General features: G+C 60.3%; 21 protein-coding genes and 1 pseudogene. 8 read left to right on the forward strand and 14 right to left on the reverse strand.

Annotated features, from left to right (window positions below; genetic code table 11):
- Positions 1 to 134 precede the first annotated feature (134 nt).
- The gene (locus tag HKD46_RS16255) at positions 135 to 425 is read right to left on the reverse strand and encodes a hypothetical protein (protein ID WP_010672445.1); all 291 of its coding nucleotides are present in this window, start codon (positions 423 to 425) and stop codon (positions 135 to 137) included.
- A 350-nt stretch (positions 426 to 775) separates the two neighbouring features.
- On the reverse strand, positions 776 to 1,402 hold the full coding sequence (lexA, locus tag HKD46_RS16260; RefSeq protein WP_010672444.1) for a transcriptional repressor LexA: 627 nt from the start codon (positions 1,400 to 1,402) through the stop codon (positions 776 to 778).
- Positions 1,403 to 1,606: 204 nt separating this feature from the next.
- Here lexA and plsB point away from each other — a divergent pair, with 204 nt between their 5' ends.
- Positions 1,607 to 4,030, forward strand: coding sequence for a glycerol-3-phosphate 1-O-acyltransferase PlsB (gene plsB, locus HKD46_RS16265; protein WP_171865675.1), 2,424 nt, complete (start codon positions 1,607 to 1,609; stop codon positions 4,028 to 4,030).
- Between the two features lie 66 nt (positions 4,031 to 4,096).
- On the opposite strand, the gene ubiA is transcribed toward plsB, so the two are convergent.
- Both ubiA and HKD46_RS16275 read right to left on the reverse strand, forming a co-directional pair.
- Entirely contained in the window at positions 4,097 to 4,960 is an 864-nt protein-coding gene (gene ubiA, locus HKD46_RS16270) for a 4-hydroxybenzoate octaprenyltransferase (protein WP_010672442.1), read from the reverse strand.
- Complete coding sequence (locus tag HKD46_RS16275; RefSeq protein ID WP_042879173.1) at positions 4,957 to 5,508, reverse strand: chorismate lyase; 552 nt, start codon at positions 5,506 to 5,508, stop codon at positions 4,957 to 4,959. The genes ubiA and HKD46_RS16275 overlap by 4 nt, the downstream gene beginning before the upstream one ends.
- A 145-nt stretch (positions 5,509 to 5,653) precedes the next feature.
- Here HKD46_RS16275 and HKD46_RS16280 point away from each other — a divergent pair, with 145 nt between their 5' ends.
- Positions 5,654 to 6,085, forward strand: a complete 432-nt coding sequence (locus HKD46_RS16280) for a flagellar basal body-associated FliL family protein (RefSeq protein ID WP_045522520.1) — start codon at positions 5,654 to 5,656, stop codon at positions 6,083 to 6,085.
- Between the two features lie 56 nt (positions 6,086 to 6,141).
- The gene (locus HKD46_RS16285; RefSeq protein WP_010672439.1) at positions 6,142 to 6,312 is read left to right on the forward strand and encodes a hypothetical protein; all 171 of its coding nucleotides are present in this window, start codon (positions 6,142 to 6,144) and stop codon (positions 6,310 to 6,312) included.
- A gap of 57 nt (positions 6,313 to 6,369) precedes the next feature.
- On the opposite strand, the gene HKD46_RS16290 is transcribed toward HKD46_RS16285, so the two are convergent.
- The 3 genes from HKD46_RS16290 to HKD46_RS16295 form a co-directional block, all read right to left on the reverse strand.
- Positions 6,370 to 6,714: a DUF2799 domain-containing protein gene (locus tag HKD46_RS16290; RefSeq protein ID WP_080560357.1), complete on the reverse strand. Its 345-nt coding sequence runs from the start codon at positions 6,712 to 6,714 to the stop codon at positions 6,370 to 6,372.
- Positions 6,715 to 6,876: 162 nt separating this feature from the next.
- The gene (locus HKD46_RS21440; RefSeq protein ID WP_010672437.1) at positions 6,877 to 6,999 is read right to left on the reverse strand and encodes a hypothetical protein; all 123 of its coding nucleotides are present in this window, start codon (positions 6,997 to 6,999) and stop codon (positions 6,877 to 6,879) included.
- A 265-nt stretch (positions 7,000 to 7,264) separates the two neighbouring features.
- Positions 7,265 to 8,287 carry a LacI family DNA-binding transcriptional regulator gene (locus HKD46_RS16295; protein WP_041212112.1) on the reverse strand — a complete coding sequence of 341 codons (1,023 nt, stop codon included), beginning with the start codon at positions 8,285 to 8,287 and terminating at the stop codon, positions 7,265 to 7,267.
- A gap of 252 nt (positions 8,288 to 8,539) precedes the next feature.
- Here HKD46_RS16295 and HKD46_RS16300 point away from each other — a divergent pair, with 252 nt between their 5' ends.
- The 4 genes from HKD46_RS16300 (at position 8,540) to HKD46_RS16315 (ending at position 11,885) form a co-directional block, all read left to right on the forward strand.
- Positions 8,540 to 8,983, forward strand: coding sequence for a PTS sugar transporter subunit IIA (locus HKD46_RS16300; protein WP_005307534.1), 444 nt, complete (start codon positions 8,540 to 8,542; stop codon positions 8,981 to 8,983).
- 32 nt (positions 8,984 to 9,015) lie between these two features.
- The gene (locus HKD46_RS16305) at positions 9,016 to 9,303 is read left to right on the forward strand and encodes a PTS sugar transporter subunit IIB (RefSeq protein ID WP_161470367.1); all 288 of its coding nucleotides are present in this window, start codon (positions 9,016 to 9,018) and stop codon (positions 9,301 to 9,303) included.
- 60 nt (positions 9,304 to 9,363) lie between these two features.
- A complete protein-coding gene (locus HKD46_RS16310; RefSeq protein ID WP_011704190.1) occupies positions 9,364 to 10,620 on the forward strand; it encodes a PTS ascorbate transporter subunit IIC in 1,257 nt (418 codons plus the stop codon).
- 215 nt (positions 10,621 to 10,835) lie between these two features.
- Positions 10,836 to 11,885: a glycosyltransferase family 9 protein gene (locus HKD46_RS16315; protein WP_161470366.1), complete on the forward strand. Its 1,050-nt coding sequence runs from the start codon at positions 10,836 to 10,838 to the stop codon at positions 11,883 to 11,885.
- Positions 11,886 to 11,906: 21 nt separating this feature from the next.
- On the opposite strand, the gene HKD46_RS16320 is transcribed toward HKD46_RS16315, so the two are convergent.
- From HKD46_RS16320 to rfaD, 7 genes and pseudogenes are all read right to left on the reverse strand, one after another.
- The gene (locus HKD46_RS16320) at positions 11,907 to 12,602 is read right to left on the reverse strand and encodes a glycosyltransferase family 32 protein (RefSeq protein WP_119197083.1); all 696 of its coding nucleotides are present in this window, start codon (positions 12,600 to 12,602) and stop codon (positions 11,907 to 11,909) included.
- Positions 12,599 to 13,330 carry a glycosyltransferase family 25 protein gene (locus HKD46_RS16325; RefSeq protein WP_042864640.1) on the reverse strand — a complete coding sequence of 244 codons (732 nt, stop codon included), beginning with the start codon at positions 13,328 to 13,330 and terminating at the stop codon, positions 12,599 to 12,601. Before HKD46_RS16325 ends, HKD46_RS16320 begins: the two co-directional genes overlap by 4 nt.
- Positions 13,311 to 14,633 (reverse strand): O-antigen ligase, encoded by a 1,323-nt coding sequence (locus tag HKD46_RS16330; RefSeq protein WP_234887992.1) that lies wholly within the window; start codon positions 14,631 to 14,633, stop codon positions 13,311 to 13,313. Before HKD46_RS16330 ends, HKD46_RS16325 begins: the two co-directional genes overlap by 20 nt.
- A gap of 22 nt (positions 14,634 to 14,655) precedes the next feature.
- A pseudogene (locus HKD46_RS16335) lies at positions 14,656 to 15,327 on the reverse strand (polysaccharide deacetylase family protein); the annotation flags it as partial.
- A complete protein-coding gene (locus HKD46_RS21445) occupies positions 15,279 to 15,806 on the reverse strand; it encodes a hypothetical protein (RefSeq protein ID WP_234887991.1) in 528 nt (175 codons plus the stop codon). The pseudogene HKD46_RS16335 and the gene HKD46_RS21445, both read right to left, overlap by 49 nt.
- A 21-nt stretch (positions 15,807 to 15,827) precedes the next feature.
- Entirely contained in the window at positions 15,828 to 16,946 is a 1,119-nt protein-coding gene (locus HKD46_RS16345; RefSeq protein ID WP_161470364.1) for a glycosyltransferase family 4 protein, read from the reverse strand.
- Positions 16,943 to 17,899 (reverse strand): ADP-glyceromanno-heptose 6-epimerase, encoded by a 957-nt coding sequence (gene rfaD / locus HKD46_RS16350; RefSeq protein ID WP_010672430.1) that lies wholly within the window; start codon positions 17,897 to 17,899, stop codon positions 16,943 to 16,945. The genes HKD46_RS16345 and rfaD overlap by 4 nt, the downstream gene beginning before the upstream one ends.
- A 154-nt stretch (positions 17,900 to 18,053) precedes the next feature.
- Between rfaD and HKD46_RS16355 the strand changes: the two genes are divergently transcribed.
- Positions 18,054 to 18,698 carry a TetR/AcrR family transcriptional regulator gene (locus HKD46_RS16355; protein WP_103244028.1) on the forward strand — a complete coding sequence of 215 codons (645 nt, stop codon included), beginning with the start codon at positions 18,054 to 18,056 and terminating at the stop codon, positions 18,696 to 18,698.
- Positions 18,699 to 18,777 lie beyond the last annotated feature (79 nt).

Genomic DNA, 18,777 nt, shown 5'->3' on the forward strand with positions numbered 1-18,777 from the left:
TTGTAACCCGCCCGCCCCCGCCGCTGGCTAGTCTTGCATCCCGGCGGGAAAGCGTCTGTGCCATGGATCAGCAGCATCGGCGCCAAAACAAGAGCCCCGCTCTGGCGGGGCTCTTGTCTGTACAGGAAGAGGGATCAGGGCCGCAGCCTGTGCTGCGGCTGGGCACGTCTCAGGGGGACGCGCAGCGGGATGACGGGGGCAGTCCAGGGCTCATCCGGCAATCCGATGTCGTGATGACGGCGAAACAGACGAACCAGGCGGACAATCTTGTCTTTGGGGCACCCAAGCCAGATGGTCCAGCCATCTCCCTTGTGATAGACCCAGAGCGCATAGAACCATGTCATCCGACTGCCCTTGATGAATCGGGTGATGGAAGATGCGGGCGCTGCGGCCGGCACCGGATCCCACGGCGAGCTTGAAGCCATACCTGTCCTCCTTGCTCAACAGGTCACGCTGACGGGTCTCTTTGTCCCCAACGACGAACCAACCACGGCAGCGTACTGACTGTACGAGTCCCCAGTCTGAGGCGACTCTCCCTTCTGCGCACCGACCCGGCGATCATGCATCCCTGCCATGGCGTACTGCCCGGTGCGACTCCCCCTTCCCTGATCACCGACCATGACAGGGGCCTTATCAAAGGATATATCCGAAATGCATGTCGTGCGGCGAGACTGTGTGCACAGGAAGGAGAAGCGAAAAGGTGGGGAGGGAGATGCCATCGGCAGATGAAAATGAAGAGGCCTCCCGCAGGAGGCCTCTTCATCGCATCGGATGCTTACATCCAGTCGGCGTTGCGGATCACGCCGACCGCCAGGCCCTCTATGGTGAGGTGCTGACTGGCGAGATCCACCTCGATGGGGGAGAGCTCTTCGTTTTCCGGCAGCAGCCACACCTGGCTGCCCTTGCGCTGGAAGCGCTTGACGGTGACGTCCTCGTCCAGACGTGCCACAACGACCTGGCCGTTGCGTACCTCCTGGGTCTTGTGTACCGCCAGCAGGTCCCCGTCCATGATGCCGATGTTCTTCATGCTCATGCCCTGCACCCGCAGCAGGAAGTCTGCCCGCGGGTGGAACAGGGCGGGATCCACCTGGTAGTGGCTCTCGATGTGTTCCTGAGCCAGGATGGGTTCCCCGGCCGCCACCTTGCCAATCAGTGGCAGGCCGTTTTCTTCAGGCTGCACGTCCTCTTCTTCGAGCAGCAGACGAATGCCGCGGGACGTGCCCGGCATGATCTCGATGACCCCTTTTTTGGCCAGGGCCTTCAGATGTTCTTCGGCCGCGTTGGCCGACTTGAAGCCAAGCTTCTGGGCAATCTCGGCGCGAGTCGGCGGCATGCCGGTCTCGTTCATGTTCGCCTTGATGAGCTCGAGTACTTCAGCCTGGCGAGGGGTAAGGGGTTTCATAGCATGGGCACCTGTCTTTTTATACAGCACACTGGCAGTATATACAGTGCTGGGGCCAAGGCAAGGCGCAACTGGCATTTGTCGCGACCCGACGCACATTTGTCCCTCCCCCCGCCCTGAAGTGCCGACTCATCGTACCTCTCGGCGACAAGCAGTCGGTGATTTGCTATGCTCACGCCGCATTTTTTTGGAGAGCAGACGCACATGTCCCTTGGACAGAAGATTTCCAGAGCCATCCTGCAATGGCCGGTCAGCGGCTTGGTCAATCACAAGAGCCTGCCGGAAAACCCCATCACCGAGCTCAAGCTGGATCCGGCCAGACCCATCGTCTATGCCTTGAAGACCAGTTCGATCACCGACCTGATGACCCTGCAACAGTGCTGCGAGGATCTCGGCCTGCCCGGCCCCTTCACGCCGCTGGAGCTGAACGGTCAACTGCTGCCACGCTACGTCTGTCTGGATCGTCCGCCTCCCCTGTTCGGCACGCGCAACAAGCCGCTCCCCTTCCTGCAGGAGTTCCACCAGCTGCTGGACCTGCACAAGCAGGATCCGGCGCTGGACATCCAGGTAGTACCCGTCACCCTGTTCTGGGGCCGCGCCCCGGGCCGGGAAGGCGAGGAGGCCTCCGGCTGGAACATCATCAGCAGCCTGGCGCCAAACCGCCTGAAGAAGGCGCTGATCGTGATCCTGAAAGGGCGCGAGAACCTGGTGCGCTTCTCCCCGCCCCTCTCCCTGCGCTACATGGCGGACAAGCACGGCACCGACGAGGCCATCGCACACAAGCTGGCGCGGGTGGCCCGCACCCACTTCAGCCGCCAGCAGCTGGCCGCCACCGGGCCCAAGTTGCCGAACCGCAACCTGCTGTTCAAGCAACTGCTGGATTCGAGCGTGATCCAGCAGGCCATCGAGGAGGAGGCCAGACGGGAAGGGATCAGCCTGGAGAAGGCGCAAAAGCGTGCCCACGGCTACATGGACGAGATCGCCTCCAATTTCTCCTATCGGTTGATCCGCCTCGGCGAAAGCTTCCTCGGCTGGCTGTGGAACAAGCTCTATCGCGGCCTCTCGGTCAACGGAGCAGAGCAGGTGCGTCAGCTGGCCCAGGAAGGGCACGAGATCGTCTACGTCCCCTGCCATCGCAGCCACATGGATTACCTGCTGCTCTCCTACGTCATCTACCACCAGGGCATGGTGCCGCCCCACATCGCGGCGGGCATCAACCTCAACTTCTGGCCGGCGGGCCCCATCTTCCGCCACGGCGGCGCCTTCTTCATCCGCCGCACCTTCAAGGGCAATCCGCTCTACAGCACGGTATTCCGGGAGTACCTCAACCTGCTGTTCGCCAAGGGCTACTCGGTGGAGTTCTTCACCGAGGGTGGGCGTTCGCGTACCGGTCGCCTGCTGCCCCCCAAGACCGGCATGCTGGCCATGACCCTGCAGGCCATGATGCGCGGGCTGGACAGGCCGGTGACCCTGGTCCCCGTCTACCTCGGCTACGAGCACGTGATGGAGGTGAACACCTACCACAACGAACTCAAGGGGAGCCGCAAGGAGAAGGAGAGCTTCCTGCAGGTGCTCGGCATCCTGCGCAAGCTGCGCAACTATGGCCGTGGCTTCGTCAATTTCGGCGAACCGCTGACCCTCAACAGCTACCTCGGCGAACATGTACCCACCTGGAAGGAGAGCATCGGCCGGGAGGAACGTCCCGAGTGGATGGCCTCCACCGTCAACCAGTTGGCCGAGCTGCTGATGACCCGCATCAACGATGCCGCCGCCGTCAACGGCCTGACCCTGAGTGCCCTGGCCCTGCTGGCCGCCGAGCGCCACGCCCTGACCCGGGACGAACTCCAGGCCCAGCTCAACACCTATCTGGACCTGCTCAAGCAGGTGCCCTACAGCCCGCACAGCACCATGCCGGGCGAGGACGCCAGGACCCTGCTGGAGCAGGCGATGGAGCTCAACAAGTTCGAGGTGAGCGAGGACAAGCTGGGCCAGATCATCAGCCTGGACCGCTATCAGGCGATCCTGCTCACCTACTACCGCAACAACATACTGCACCTGTTCGCCATGCCCTCCCTGGTGGCGGCCCTGATCGAGCGGTGCGAGGGGATCTCCCGCAGCGAGATCGTCGCCCGCTGTGTCGACATCTACCCCCTGCTCAAGACCGAACTCTTCCTGCGCTATGAAGAGGACGAGCTGCCTGAACTGATCGATGCCCTGCTGGCCGAGCTGTTGCGCCAGCAACTGGTCGAGGCACGCGACGGCGGCTACTGGGTCAACCCCGGCAACCAGATGCGCCTGCTGCTCTTGGCCGAAAGCATTCAGGAGACCCTGCAACGCTACGCCATCGTGCTGACCCGCATGCTGGCCCAGCCCCACATCGAGGCGGAGCAACTGGAAGCGGACGGCCTGATGATGGCGGAGCGCCTCGGCACCCTGCACGGCATCAACGCCCCCGAGTTCTTCGACCAGAAGCTGTTCAGCACCCTGATCCACACCCTGCGCAGCGAAGGCTATCTGGATCCGGGCTGCAAGCCGGATCTCGGCCGCTTCCAGGCGCTGGCCGACAACATAGTGCCGCTGCTCAGCAACAAGATCCGCCGCACCATCCAGGCGGGCAACCGGCTCTGATCACCGTCGAACCGTCAACAAAAAGGCCGCATAATGCGGCCTTTTTTCATCAAGGAAGGGGGCGGGTTAGAGGTAGTGAACCATCACCCCGAGCAGCACCAGCGCCCCCACATAGTTGTTGTTGAGAAACGCCTGGAAGCAGGCTTCCCGCTGCCGCTCCCGGATCAGTCGCTGCTGGTAGACGAACAGCGCCGCCGCCCCCAGCAGCCCCCAGTAATAACCGGATCCCAACCCCATCAGCTGCCCGACCCCCAGCAGGATCAGCAGGGTCGCCAGTTGCAGCGCGCCGATGATCCGCTTGTCGTGGCGGCCGAACAGGATGGCGCTCGATTTCAGGCCGAGCTTGAGGTCGTCATCCCTGTCCACCATGGCGTATTCGGTGTCATAGGCGATGGTCCACAGCAAATTGGCAAGAAACAACAGCCAGGCTTCCGGCGGCAGGGCATTGGCCTGGGCCGCATAGGCCATGGGAATGGACCAGGAGAAGGCCATGCCGAGCACCAGCTGGGGGATGGGGATGAAGCGCTTCATGAAGGGGTAGCAGACCGCCAGCAGCAGACCGGCAAAGGACAGGCTGATGGTGAGCGGGTTCAACGTCAGCACCAGGGCGAACGAGAGAAGCGCCAGCACGGCGAACAGCACCAGCACTTCCCGCTCGGCGACCCGCCCCATGGGCAGCGGTCGCCCGGCGGTGCGTTTCACATGACCGTCGAAGTTGCGATCCGCATAGTCATTGATGACACAGCCGGCGGAGCGCATCAGAAAGACGCCCACCACGAACACGGTCAGGATCCAGGGGTCAGGCAGGCCACCAGCCGCCAGACAGAGCGCCCACAGGGTCGGCCACAGCAGCAGCAGGGTACCGATGGGCTTGTCGATGCGGGCCAACTGCGCATAGGCCAGTCCCCGCTCCTTGGTTAACAGCTTCACTCCAGCTCCTTATCCGATGGCAACGAATGAGACGATAGCGAGGGCAGGAAAAGTTCATGGACCAGCAGTGGCCATTGCCCCAGAAACAGGCGAGAACGACGCCCCCAGACGGTAGCGGCCGGACACCAGGGATTGCTCGCTATCTCGAAACATGCCAGTTGCAGGTGATCCCGCCGCGCCGGTGCCTCACCGAAAATGCGCTCTCCCAGCGGCTGCTCTCCCAGATCCTGCAAACCGCCCCCCTGCAAGGCCGCTTCGGCAAACAGGGTCCAACCCAGGATGGCAGGCCCGCCATCACCGTGCAGGATCACCTCGCGGCACATGCCCACGGGGGCCGACACCGCCACCAGCGCCTGCTCGTCCACCGTCAGCGACACGGCGCGATTGCCGAGCAGTTGCACCGAGAGGTGATGATTGTAACGACGCAGGCGCCGGGTCATGGAATCGGCCTCCAGCAACCAGGGACGCAGCGCCTCGGGCGGTTCGCACTCTGCAGGCGCCCGCCACGGGACGAGCTGGACGAGGGGAACAGTCAACTCGGACTTCACAGCTTCACCATCCGGAGATTTCCGTTGTCAGGTTAAAAACCGGTTTATTATCCGTAAATCAATGGCGAATTGTAAGAACATCCGTGCTTGACGGCCCCGATGGCAGCATCAAAAATGGGGCATCCGTCGCTGCCGAGCCATCCAGATGAAGATCTTCAGAATTCTGCTGCTGTCCCTGGGGTGTACCCTCTTGAATATACAGGCCTTCGCCAATGAGGAAGAGGCCACCGATCCCGCCTCCTCCGCCGTCCAGCCGGGATTCGCCTATCACGCTCTGGATCCGGACATCATCACCAACTACCTTGGCGACGGCAAAACCCTCGGCTATGTACGGGTGACGGTAGAGCTGATGGCCACGGATGCTGCCGACCTCAAGTTGCTGGAGCAGCACGACCCCCTGATCCGCGACGCCATCATCCGGCTGATTGGCAGCAAGACGGGCGCACAGATCAAGTCCCTGGTGAACCGGGAAGAGCTGCGCAAGGAGTGTGAGGCCAAGGTCAACGAACTGCTGGTCAAGGAGACGGGCAAGAAGGCGGTCCGCGAGCTCATCTTCACCAAATACCTGTACCAGTAACCACACCGGGAGGGGTCCTGCCCCTCTCACCCGTTGCATTCACTGTCGAGGACGTCATGGGTCACAAGACGCTGTGTGAGTGGCGCCGTCACGAGATCCCCGCCGATCTCAAGACGCTGCGCAAGATTGTGCGCAAACCCAAATTCGTGTGTGGCAAGTGTGCCCGCAGCGCCAATGACAAGGATTACCTGTGCCAGCCGCTGCGGCTGAAGCATAAAGAAGGGTAGGTCCCTCTTCTCACGAAGAGGTTCACGCAATATTTCAGAAGAGAGAGGAAGACTGATTTATTGATCAGTCCAGCCATGGCGACCCTGTTCAAACAGGCGACGGGCCTGCACGTCGTTGGGACAGACGCCGCGATACTCCTCTCCCGACCGTCCTGCCAGATAGAGATGCTCGGGTCGGCAATACCAGGCCAGCCCCTTCTGGCGACCCAGCTCCCAAAGGGCAACGTCCACTTTTTCCCCGCACTGGGTCTGGTGAAAAGCCACCCGATCGCCAGCAAAACCGAGCTTGCCGTCCGCCTCTCCCACGTCGCTCCACACCTTCTCGCAAGGGTCGTCGGAGTTGGAAACACAGCCCCCGAGCAGGGCGGCACAAAACATGATGACGAGTGAGCGCATATTCATCCTTGGCGTCGTTGGAATCGTTGTTGAGCCGCTGCCTGCCTTGTACAGCGTCATTTGAGCAGTTCATTCTAACCAGCCCGCCCCGTTCTCACCAAGGGCTGCCCCCCTCGCCACACAAAAAATCGGGCGGGCACCAGGCCCGCCCTCAGGCGTTACAGGGAGTCACTGATCGTCGAGAGGGTCATAGTCCTGCCAGCTCTCGTCATCCAGCTCCTCCAGCTCGTCTTCCCAAGATTCCGGCTCCCAGTCATCATCGAGATCGAAATCAGGCGTCTGCGTACCCATGCTCATTCTCCTTGGATAGTGCACCGGCCTACAAAGTCTATCCAGAATAATGGGGCTCGCCAGTGGTTCCGATCAGAGCTTTACCAAGGTGCAGCCAGCCACCTGGAGTCATGGCTCCGGTGGCATCCACGCTCTGATCCAACCCGGTGACAGACCGGGCGAACACGTCGGCTGGCAGTTCCCGCGCAGGGCGACGGTGCACCGACCTGGTCTTCGGTCACAACGCCTTGAACATGCTTGCCTCGCCCTGTCGTGGCATCGCTCGTCAGGTGCTCTGGCGCTTTTGCAATTGAAAATCCAGGGCGAGGCTCATGCCGGCCACCTCCTCTCCCGCCAGTTGGCGCAGGATCAGCTCCGCCGCCTCCCTGCCCATCTGGTGATAGGGGATCCTGACCGAAGTCAGCGCAGGATGACAGGCGCGCGCCACATCCAGATCGTCGAAACCGGCGATGGCGAGCTTGCCCGGCACGCTCAGATGGCGGCGCTGGCATTCGAACAGCACCCCGGCCGCCAGCTCGTCGTTGACGCAGATCAGCGCATCCAGTTCGGGCCAGCGCAGCAGAAACTCCCCCAGCATGGCCGCCCCCGTGCTAAAACTCGGCAGCTCAGAGGTATTGATGATGGCGTCCGGGGAGAGGTAGTTGTCCAGCAGCGCCTTCTGCCAGCCCTGCATGCGCTGCTGCAGCATCCACTGCTCCTGGCGGGCACAGAGAAAGCCGATGTTGCGATGACCGCGCTCGATGAGGTGGCGGGTCAGCTGATAACCGGCATCGAAGTTGGAGACCCCGACGTTCATGTCGATGGGATGGCGCGCCATAGCTCCCACCTCCACCACCGGCAAGCGGGCCGCCTGCAGGCGCTGCCGGATGACCTCCCCGGGATCCCCCCCAAACAACACCACGGCGGCCGGATTGTGCTGCAGGAAATTGCTGAGCAGGCTGGCCTCCTGCTGCTTCAGGTGCTGGGCATCCCCCAGCATGATCTGATAGCCCTCGGCGAGCAGGGTCTGCTGCAGCCCGGCAATCATATCACCGCAGGCGCGCTCCGCCAGGCTGGGGACGATGACCACTATGGTCTGGGAAGTGGCGGAAGCCAGCGCCCCCGCCGCCCGATTGGGGATATAGCCGAGTTCATCCACCGCCGCCTCGATGCGCTCGCGCATCTTGTCGGACACCAGCTCGGGGGTGCGCAGGGCGCGCGACACCGTCATGGCTCCCACGCCAGCCAACTGGGCCACGTCGTTGAGGGTCACCCGACCCGTGCTGCGGCGTTTTTTCGCTTCTGACATCCTTTCCCTTCCTCGGCATACGGGCATTCACTTTAAGGCAAAAGCGGGGCACTGACTATTTGCTCAAACCGGATTTTACCTTCTTTGAGGCCGATAAGGGGCAGGATGAATCCCTTCTGTGAGAGAAATGATAGCGCTATCACAGATCAATGTTAGCGCTATCTGGTAGCGCTAACTTTCGCGATCAAGCTCACAGTTATCAAGAGGCAAGATCGCTAGATTGGCGCCATCCTATCCAGCCCGGACACTGCCATGCTGACCCAATTGCTGACCGAGGAGGTCATTTCCATCGAAGCGGGCGCCCGCGACTGGCGCCACGCCATCGAGCTGGCCACCGCCCCCCTGCTGGCCAACGGCACCATAGAGCCTTCCTATGTGGCGGCGCTCTATCGCTCCCACGAGGAGCTCGGCCCCTACTACGTGCTGGGACCGGGCCTGGCCATGCCCCACGCCCGCCCGGAAGACGGCGTCAACCGGTTGGGACTGGCGCTGACCGTGCTGAAGGAGGGGGTCAACTTCGGCTCCGAGGGCAACGACCCGGTGCGGCTGCTGGTCACCCTGGCCGCCAGCGACAGCAACTCCCACGTGGAGACCATCGCTCAGCTTGCCGAGCTGTTCATGAATGAAGAAGACGTGGCGGCCATCATGGCGGCCACCAGCAAAGACGACATCCTGCGCATCCTGGCGCGTTATTGAGCGGCGCCCTGCGCCCGACAGAGGAAGAGAGCATGAAAATTCTGGTTGTATGCGGACACGGCCTGGGCACCAGCCTGATGATGGAGATGAGCATCAAGAGCATTCTCAAGGAGCTGGCCGTGACGGCCGAGGTGGATCACCGGGATCTCGCCTCCGCCGGCAGCGAGAGCGCCGAGATCTTTGTCGCCACCCGCGACATCGCCGAACAGCTGGTCAGCATGGGTGTCAACGGTCGGCTGGTATCGCTGGACAACATGGTCGACAAGGCCGCCATGAAAGAAAAACTCGCCATCGCCCTGCACGAGCTGGGCGCACTCTAACCCCTTTGTGACTGTCTGGGCGGCTGGTGAGCCGCCGCTTCCATCTGCTTGGAGCTGACCATGGAATTTTTCAATTTTCTGATGTTTGACGTGCTGTCGGAGCCGGCCGTGCTGGTTGGCCTCATCGCCCTCATCGGCCTGATCGCCCAGAAGAAACCGGTGACCGAGTGCATCAAGGGCACGGTCAAGACCATCATGGGCTTCGTCATCCTGGGGGCTGGCGCCACCCTGGTGGTGAACTCCCTTGGCGACTTCGCCACCATCTTCCAGCACGCCTTCGGCATCAAGGGGGTCGTCCCCAACAACGAGGCGATCGTCTCCATCGCCCAGCAGTCATTCGGCAAGGAGATGGCGATGATCATGTTCTTCGCCATGCTGGTGAACATCCTGATCGCCCGGCTCACCCCGTGGAAATTCATCTTCCTGACCGGTCACCACACCCTGTTCATGTCGATGATGGTGGCAGCCATCCTCTCCGCCGGCGGTATGAGCGGCATCCCGCTCATCGCGGTGGGCAGCCTGGTGGTCGGCGTCACCATGGTGCTGTTCCCGGCCCTCGCCCACCCCTACATGAAGCAGATCACCGGCTCCGATGACGTGGCACTCGGCCACTTCTCCACCTGCTCCTACGTGCTGGCCGGCTGGATCGGCGCCAAATTCGGCAACAAGGCCCACAGCAGCGAAGAGGTGCAGGTGCCCAAGAGCCTGCTGTTCCTGCGCGATACCCCGGTGGCCATCTCCTTCACCATGGGCATCATCTTCCTCATCACCTCCGCCTTCGCCGGCCCCGAGTTCGTCGCCAGCGTCGCCAAGGGCAAGCACTGGTTCATGTTCTCCCTGATGCAGTCCATCACCTTCGCCGCCGGTGTCTACGTCATCCTGCAGGGGGTGCGGATGGTCATCGCCGAAATCGTGCCGGCCTTCAAGGGGATCTCCGACAAGCTGGTGCCCAACGCCAAGCCGGCGCTCGACTGCCCCATCGTCTTCCCCTATGCCCCCAATGCGGTGCTGATCGGCTTCCTGTCGAGCTTCGCCGCCGGTCTGGTGGGCATGGTGCTGCTCTACCTGCTGGGGCTCACCGTCATCATTCCAGGCGTCGTGCCGCACTTCTTCGTCGGTGCAGCGGCCGGGGTGTTCGGCAATGCCACCGGCGGCCGTCGCGGCGCTCTACTCGGTGCCTTCGCCAACGGCCTGCTGATCACCTTCCTGCCGGTGTTCCTGCTGCCGGTACTGGGGGATCTCGGCTTTGCCAACACCACCTTCAGCGATGCCGACTTCGGTGTGGTGGGGATCCTGCTCGGCCTCATCGTACGCTGATCACTCTTCCCCATCGGGGGCATGGCCAGCGGTGCCATGCCCCCGCTCATCTTCCCGCACTGCCAGCCGGGCCCCACCAGCCCGAACAACGTCGAAAATATGTGCAAACACAGTGCGTTGGATCGGATTTTCACCCCATAGCGGTAGCATCTGACAGGGGAGTACGATATGCTGATGCGCTGACGTTCAACCCGACCTCGCTCGAGGCCCTTTCCATGAAATACCTGGTAGTACAAACCAAACAGATAGGAGATGTGCTGATCTCCACCTCACTGTGCAACAACCTCAAGCAGCACGACCCTGCCGGGGAAGTTCACTATCTGGTCATGGATTACTGCGCGGGCATGGCAGAGGGAAACCCCAACATCGATCGGTTGATCGTCATCGAGAAGGCGCGCCGCAACGAGTGGCGCTACATGAAGGATTTGCTGCTGGGCATTCGCCGCGAGCGCTACGATGTGGTGATCAACAGCCAGGGCCAGATGATAGGCCTGCTCACCTGCCTCTTCTCCGGCGCCCGCCTGCGGATCGGCTTCGACTCTTTCCCATGGCGCCTGGGCCACAACCGCATCGTGCGCTTTCGCCATGACACCGAGCATCAGGGCAACAGCACCCTGGTGGACGACCGATTTTCACTGCTCAAGCCCCTCGGCCTCGCCAGGGAGGATCGCAACTACTATCTCTGGCTCAGCGACGGGGAGAGACAACGGGGGCGCGAGACCCTGCTGGCCGCTGGCGTCGACCCGACCCGGCCACTCATCGCCATGGGAGTGAACTCCCTCGGTCACTACAAGCGCTGGCCCATCGACTGCTTCGCCAAAGTCGCCCAGTGGCTCATCGAGGAGCACAATGCCCAGATACTGGTCTATTGCGGACCGGGGGAAGAGGAGTACAACCGGGGGCTGAAGCCGCTGCTGCCAGAAGCGCTGCAGGCCAGCGTGTTTGACCATGTTCAGACCCGCTCGGTACGGGAGCTGGTGGGGCTCTTCGCCCATTGCCAGCTTTTCGTCGGCAATGACACCGGACCGCGCCACATGGCGCAGGCGCTGGATATCCCCCTGCTCACCATCGTCTCTCCCCTCGGACACTCCGCCATTGCCAATCCCGTCTCTCATCCCCGTTATCGCTTCGTCGACACGGGTCGTCAGGATCCGCAGCAGGAAGTGCGCGAGGTACAGATGCAGCTGGATCAGCTTTGGAGTCAAGTCACACCCGTCACCGGCAAGCAGGCAGATGGAGACATGGCTCCCCTGCCCACTGTCTAGCACGGTGATGCCATATCGCCGTCATTTGCGCAGGCGGAAGAACTCCTTCTGCCATTCATAGAGATACCCTGACCAGCCTTTGGCCTTGGCACGCAGGAACACAAGACCGGATGAGCGTTTCCAGCTGTGCTGGAACCAGTGGGTCATGTAGCGCTCTGCCGCCGGCTCGAAATGAATCGCCTCCCCCTGGTAGTTGTAGAAATAGTGCTCGGGGGCGATCAGGGCGGTATCCCCTGATGATGCCAGCTTCTCCGAGACCAGGTGTGTCATTATCTCCGGCCCCATGTACATGGGAGAGGACATGATCTCCTGTTCATAGAAGCGCACCAGTTCGGACAGCATGGCCGAATCTTGTCTGGCGTAGATGACCGCGGTGCCGATCAGCCGATCGGATTCGTAGCCAACGCCAAAGGCCACGGACTCGAAGAGCGGGAAGGGATCCTGGTTGATGGTAACATCGGTATCCAGATACAGACCCCCTTCCTGAGCGAGGATCTTGAGCCGCAGGTAATCGGTCACGAAGGCCAGCAGGCCTCGCCGGTAGCACTCCCGGGCAAAGGTGCACTCCTGTATCCAGCGTTTGACCTGCGGATCCGTGTCCAGCCAGAGCTTGTAGTCGTAACCCTGCTTGCGCCAGTCATCGATACACACGTGCGCCAGAGGAGGCAAGCGGCTGCCGAGCCAGATGGCGTGAATGGTTCTGTTGGTCGCACTCATGCCTTGCCCCCCGCCTGTTTCATGTTCCACAGGGCCATCCTGACGAAGCGGTAGAAGCGATAGAGTTCACGGGTCAACTTGAATCCCAGCGGAACTTTCTTCAGCACGACCTGATTCTGGATGTCGCTGCCCATGTCCCGCGGACTGTAGATGGCATAGGGAATCAGGCCGGTACAGATGAGCCCGGTGCGATAGGACTCACCGATGAAGTTGTCGACCGAACAGAGCCACCGCTGGCTGTGGGCCAGCAACCGGCGGGCCCCTTGGGGAGAGATGCTGTATCCCGTGGTCCAGCACGAGTTGTTGTGCCAGAACATGAGCTGCATGTTGTCCACTGTAGTCAGGGCCGTGGCGGTACCGATCTGGGGTTCCACCTTCACGTACTCGTACTGTTCGTGGATCTTCGGCAGGGTACCCACCACCTCTTCAAAATACTGGGTGGGCAGGAAATCGTCTTCCAGGATGAGGATGGGCTCGTCGAGCTCGACACACTTCTCCCACAGCAGATAGTGGCTGGCATAGCACCCCTTTTCCCCGGGCGTCAGCGGTCTGCTGCGAAACCGGATCCTGTGCTGATCATCCGGCAGGGCCTGCAGCCGCTCGGGCAGCCCCTCAAAGCCGTTCACTGCGCTGAAAAATTCGAAGGGGATGCCTCTGGCAGAGAGCACAGACTCGACACGACTGCGCCGCTCGACAGCCCTGTCCAGACTAATGACGTAAATTTTCATGACCTTCCTTTCCAAGCCTGTTCAGTTCCCAATGCAATGCGGTCGAGTAGATGGCGCCCATGAAGACGCTGAATACCCACTGCCCGGAACGCATGTAGAAGAATGATTCGAAGTTGTTGATGATGAGCCAATAGAGGATGAAGGAGATGGCCAGCATCTTGATGAAACGGGACGAAACCGGACAGCACAGCACCTGGCGGAGCACCGAGAAGAGCGTGCCATACAACACCAGGAAACCGGCTACCCCCCAGCACACCAGTGTTTCCATGTTGGAGTTGTGCAGGTGACGAAACTCCCGGGTAATGTAGTCAGGCAGCGTCTTGGAGAGGGTGATCACCAACGACTGGCTACCATAGCCTGTCCCGAAGAAGGGGTGAGCCAGGAACCACTGGATGGCCTCCAGCCAGGTCTTCAATCGCACCCCGATGCTGAAGTCCCGTACCTCGTTCCAGTTACCCGTCAGGATGGCATGCACATCCCCCTGATGCACGAAGCCGGCCAGCAACCGCTCCCGGATGAACGAAACCTGATAAAGCGCCAGCATGGTCATCAGCAAGATGGCGTAGGTCAACACCACCTTGCGCCTTGGCCAGTGCTCTCCTCCCCCCAGCAAGGGGAGGATGGCCAGCGAAGCCGAGATCGCCAGCCAGGACTGACGGGACTGCAGAATGACGGAGAAGACCCCGAACAACAGGATGCCGAGCAGGATCCCGGCATTGCCCAGCGACAGCTTCCTGAATTTCGAGGTAAGCAACAAGAGCACAAAAAACAGGAAGCAGGCACCCGCGATCAGGGAGCCGTGCTGTGCATTGCGGTAATTGAAATCTACCCTGGCCCCATCAAGACCTGTCTCGACGATGGAGAAGAAGGAGGAGTGATAGGCAAAGGTGAAAATGACACCGAGGCAGAAGGTCAGCAGGGTGATGACGATGCGGCGCGGGTCCCCCTTCAGCCAGTAGGCGAGACCAAGGAAGAAGAAGAGGTATGCCATCGACTTCACAGAAGGGTATTTGAGGGCATAGTCGGGCACGAACTGTCTGGATGCGACCCAGCTCAGGCTCTGTACCACCAAGGCCAGACAGAGCAGTTGAAAGATCCTGTTCCTTGTAAAGAAGGCCCTCTCCACATAGAAGGCCATCAGGGTGGCCAACACTATGATGGACTGGCAGACGTCGGCGATCAGCTGAATTGAATCCTTGAACAGGGTGTAACCCAGAATATTCAGGAAGATGAAGTTGCCGAACGCCTGGCCGTGAAAGATGCGGAGAAAATAGTCACTCGTCGATGAGTCATGATCTGTCATACGGAGCAAGGTGTATTCCCTGTCAGGTTTTTCGGAAGACATAGTTGCCACGGATCTTGCGCCACAGACCGAACATGTCTGTGCGGGGGAAGATGGCGATCCGGCGGATCTGGAACGGATCCCGGTGCATGGCTCTGGGGCCGCTGTTGGTGGCCACAGCATAGCGATAACCGGCGGCAACGGCCTGGGATTTTGCACTGTCGTTCAGATCCCCGTAAGGATAGGCAAACGAGATCAGGGGATGGCCGAGCAGCTGCTCCAGCCAGGCCTTGTTGGCCTGGATCTGGTGGGCCTGCTCCTCTGGGGGGAGCGTACTCAGGCGGGGGTGAGTCAGGGTATGGCCCCCGATCTCCACATGACCGGAGGCCACCAGCGCCTTGATCTCCTCCGGGGTCATCAGGGTCACCGGGGTATCGGGGTGGGTCGGGTGCTCCACATCCCAGCGATTGTGATCCTCACCGGTCACCACATAGACCACCGCCTTGTAGCCATACTTTTCCAGCAGCGGCAGCATGCGGGTGAGGTTGTCCCGATAGCCGTCGTCCACGGTGATCATCAGGTACTTCTTGCCGTACTGCAGCCGGTGGATGAACCCGTTCTCCGCCAGGTCGGCAAATGTCAGCGTCTCGTAGCCCAGCCACTTCATCAGCTTGAGGTGCTTCTCGAACATGGCGACCGGGAGCCAGGTGCCATGCTGATGTTGCCAGCCTGAATAGGCATGATATCGCCAAATGCTCTTTCCATTCCTAGATAGAACTTATCGTAAATCGCGATGGAGCCAGCAATACAAGCCCCCACTGCAACCCCAAAAATCAGGCTAACGAGACGAACAGGATACCGAGAGAGCAAAGGTAAGGTAATTGCCGCCATTAGGACACGACTGGGACGATCGAATTCACGTAACTTGCCATCATCCAGCCATATAGAGAGGCCTTGCACAAAAACGTAAGCGAAAAAAATCAATGCCAATATTTTTACTTCCCTTGGCATATTCACCCAATAAAATGGCCGCCAACAAACTGTGATACTTGCTAGTAGTAATATAGCAGGCCCGTAGGAATACCCACTGGGAATGGTTAATGCTAATGCGCCAAATAAAAATGCAGACACCTGAACCAGGTTGTGAAGAATATTTATACGCAACGGCAAAATAATAGGGCTCGCCAATATCATGAAAGTGTATTCCTAGAAAAGTCATCTTTGCCGATAGTGCATACACAAGGCTTTCAGATGCTGAGACATATCAAATTCTTGCTCGGCCCGCTCGCGAGCCAATTTCCCCAGGCGATCACTTAATTCAGGATCTCGCAGCAGTACCTTGATCTGCGCAGCGATAACTTGCGGTTGCAATGGCTCGGCCAATAAACCCACACCACCAAGCACCTCTGGCACGGCACCGGTAGTGGCCCCGACGATCGGTTTACCGGCGGCCATCGCCTCGATCACGGTGAGGCCAAATGCCTCGTTATGAGAAGGAATGACCACCACATCCATCGCCTGCAACATACGGGCGGTATCTCGCCGGAAGCCGGAAAAATGCACGACACCACCGAGTTGCCGCTGGGTAATGTCGCACTCCAGCTCAGTGACGAAGGGCTCATCAGCCCCCTCGGTGGCAAGCGTCCCCCCCACCAGCAGCAGTTGAAGGTCGGGGAATTCGGTACGCAGCAGGGCAAAGGCCTCAAGCAGCTCACGCTGCCCCTTGCCGGGACTGAAACGGCCGACCATCCCGATCAGCGGGCCAGTGGGAATACCCAGCTCACCGCGAATAAGGGCTGGCTCTTCCTCGCAAGAGGTCAACTCGGTGCCCAGCCACAGCCGCTGAATACGCTCTGCGGGGAGCGGCAAGGCGGCGCGATTGCGCCTCAGTGTCTCGTCGCTGATGGAGAGCACCCTATCGACCTTGCCGTAGATCCAGCGATGCAACGGATCCTTCTTAGGTCGTTTTGAGCCCATATGCTCGGTGAAAATGAGGCGAAACGAGGAAATAGTGCCAAGTAATGCGGCCAACAGCAGATCGCTGGACTTGTGGCAGTGCACGATCTGGATGCCGCTTTGCTTCATCCAGCGCAGCAGCGCAGGCAGGCGCAAGATGGCCTGATTGCGTGATGCCGCCTCAAACACCTCAAAACCAGCGGCCTTCATATCTGAGGCAACTCGACTACCTGCCAGTGCCAACCCGAACACACGCCAACCTCGCTCTACCAGCCCCTTGCCGACCCGGATAGGGTACATCTCCAACCCCCCCCAACCCTGAGAAAGGCAGATCTGCAATACACTACCCGGCGCAACCACATTTGCCGGAGCGTTCATCGGTTCAACCAGGCCATGTAATCGGCCACGCCTTCGGCCACAGTCTTGAACTCGCCGTCATAGCCGACGCCGCGCAACTTGGTGAGATCCGCCTGGGTGAAGCTCTGGTAGCGACCCTTGAGGTGATCCGGGAAGGGAATGTATTCGATGGCGCCTTTCTGGTGATGCCTGATCACGGCTTCCGCCACGTTCTGGAACGGCTCAGCCCGGCCGGTGCCGCAGTTGAAGATGCCGGAGTGCTGCGGATTCTGCCAGAACCAGAGGTTCACCTTGCAGACGTCGTCCACGTAGATGAAGTCGCGCATCTGGCCGCCATCCGGGAAGCCGTCACAGCCCTCGAACAGCTTGGGATTGTCACCCTGCTTCACCTGGGTATTGAGGTGGAAGGCCACGGACGCCATGGAGCCCTTGTGCTGCTCGCGGGGACCATAGACGTTGAAGTACTTGAGACCCACCACCTGGGAGTTGATCTCCGGCATCCAGCGACGCACGTACTGATCGAACAGCTGCTTGGAGTAGCCGTAGACGTTGAGGGGCTGCTCGAACCGGGGATCTTCGATGAAGTTGTCGTTGCGCCCGCCATAGGTCGCGGCGGAAGAGGCGTAGATGAAGGGGATTTCCCGCTCGATGCAGTAGTGGAACAGATCCTTGGAGTACTCGTAGTTGACCTCCATGATGAACTTGCCGTTCCACTCGGTGGTCGCGGAGCAGGCGCCTTCGTGGAAGATCACCTCGATGCCGTCATCCCACTCCTCGAATTCGTCACCGGAGACGATCCGCGCCTGGAACTCGTCCTTGTCCATGTAATCGGCGATGGTGAGGTCGACCAGGTTGACGAACTTGGTGCCGTCGGTCAGGTCATCGATGACCACGATATCGGTCCGTCCTTGAGCGTTCAGCTGCTTGACCAGATTGCTGCCGATAAAGCCAGCACCGCCAGTTACTACGATCATGGAGTTTGCCTCGCGTACGTTGTGGCCCCGTGTGACTGCCTGTTAAAGCTGTGTATAGTGGGCCAATTTGAAATTGCCGAAAAGTTTATCACGGGCCGCAAGGGGATTCGACCTCGATGACTTTTCCCCTTCGGGCCCGGCAGAGGGACCAGCGATGAAGACCAGAGACAGGATCATCCACAGCGCCACCGAGCTGTTCAACGATCAGGGCGAGCGCAACATCACCACCAACCACATTGCCGCACACCTTGGCATCAGCCCGGGCAACCTTTACTACCACTTCAGAAACAAAGAAGACATCATCCACTCCATCTTCGATCAGTACGCCCGCCACCTGAGCGACAGCTTCACTCCGATCCGCAGCAGCGCGATCCGGCTGGAGGATCTGATGGGCTACCTGGATGCCATCTTCTATTTGATGTGGCAGTTCCGCTTCTTCTACGCGAATCTGCCGGACATCCTGAGTCGCGACGAGCTGCTGCAGCAGAAATACCTCAAGGCACAGGAGCAGCTCCGTGCCACCGTGGAGACGCTGCTCAGAAGCCTGCGCGAAGGCGGCATCATCGCCGTCAGCGATGAAGACCTGCCGGATCTCGGCCAGACCATCAAGATGGTCGTCACCTGCTGGATCCCATTCCAGATCGCCCAGGCCCCGGCCACCCGCATCACCAAACCCCTGCTCTACCAGGGGGTCTTGCGGGTGCTGTTTTTGCTGCGCCCCTACGTGCAGCCACAGGTGGCCCCCCAGATACATCAACTGGAGCAACATTATCACCAACTGGCCCAACCAGCCGGGTGAGATCTGTTTCACAATTGTTGATTATCAGCATAAAAATTTGAATTTATACGCAGGGATTACAGTAAAATGTTGCCCATTC

The sequence above is a fragment of the Aeromonas sp. TW 6 genome (genome assembly GCF_013168745.1).
GTDB lineage: Bacteria > Pseudomonadota > Gammaproteobacteria > Enterobacterales > Aeromonadaceae > Aeromonas > Aeromonas caviae.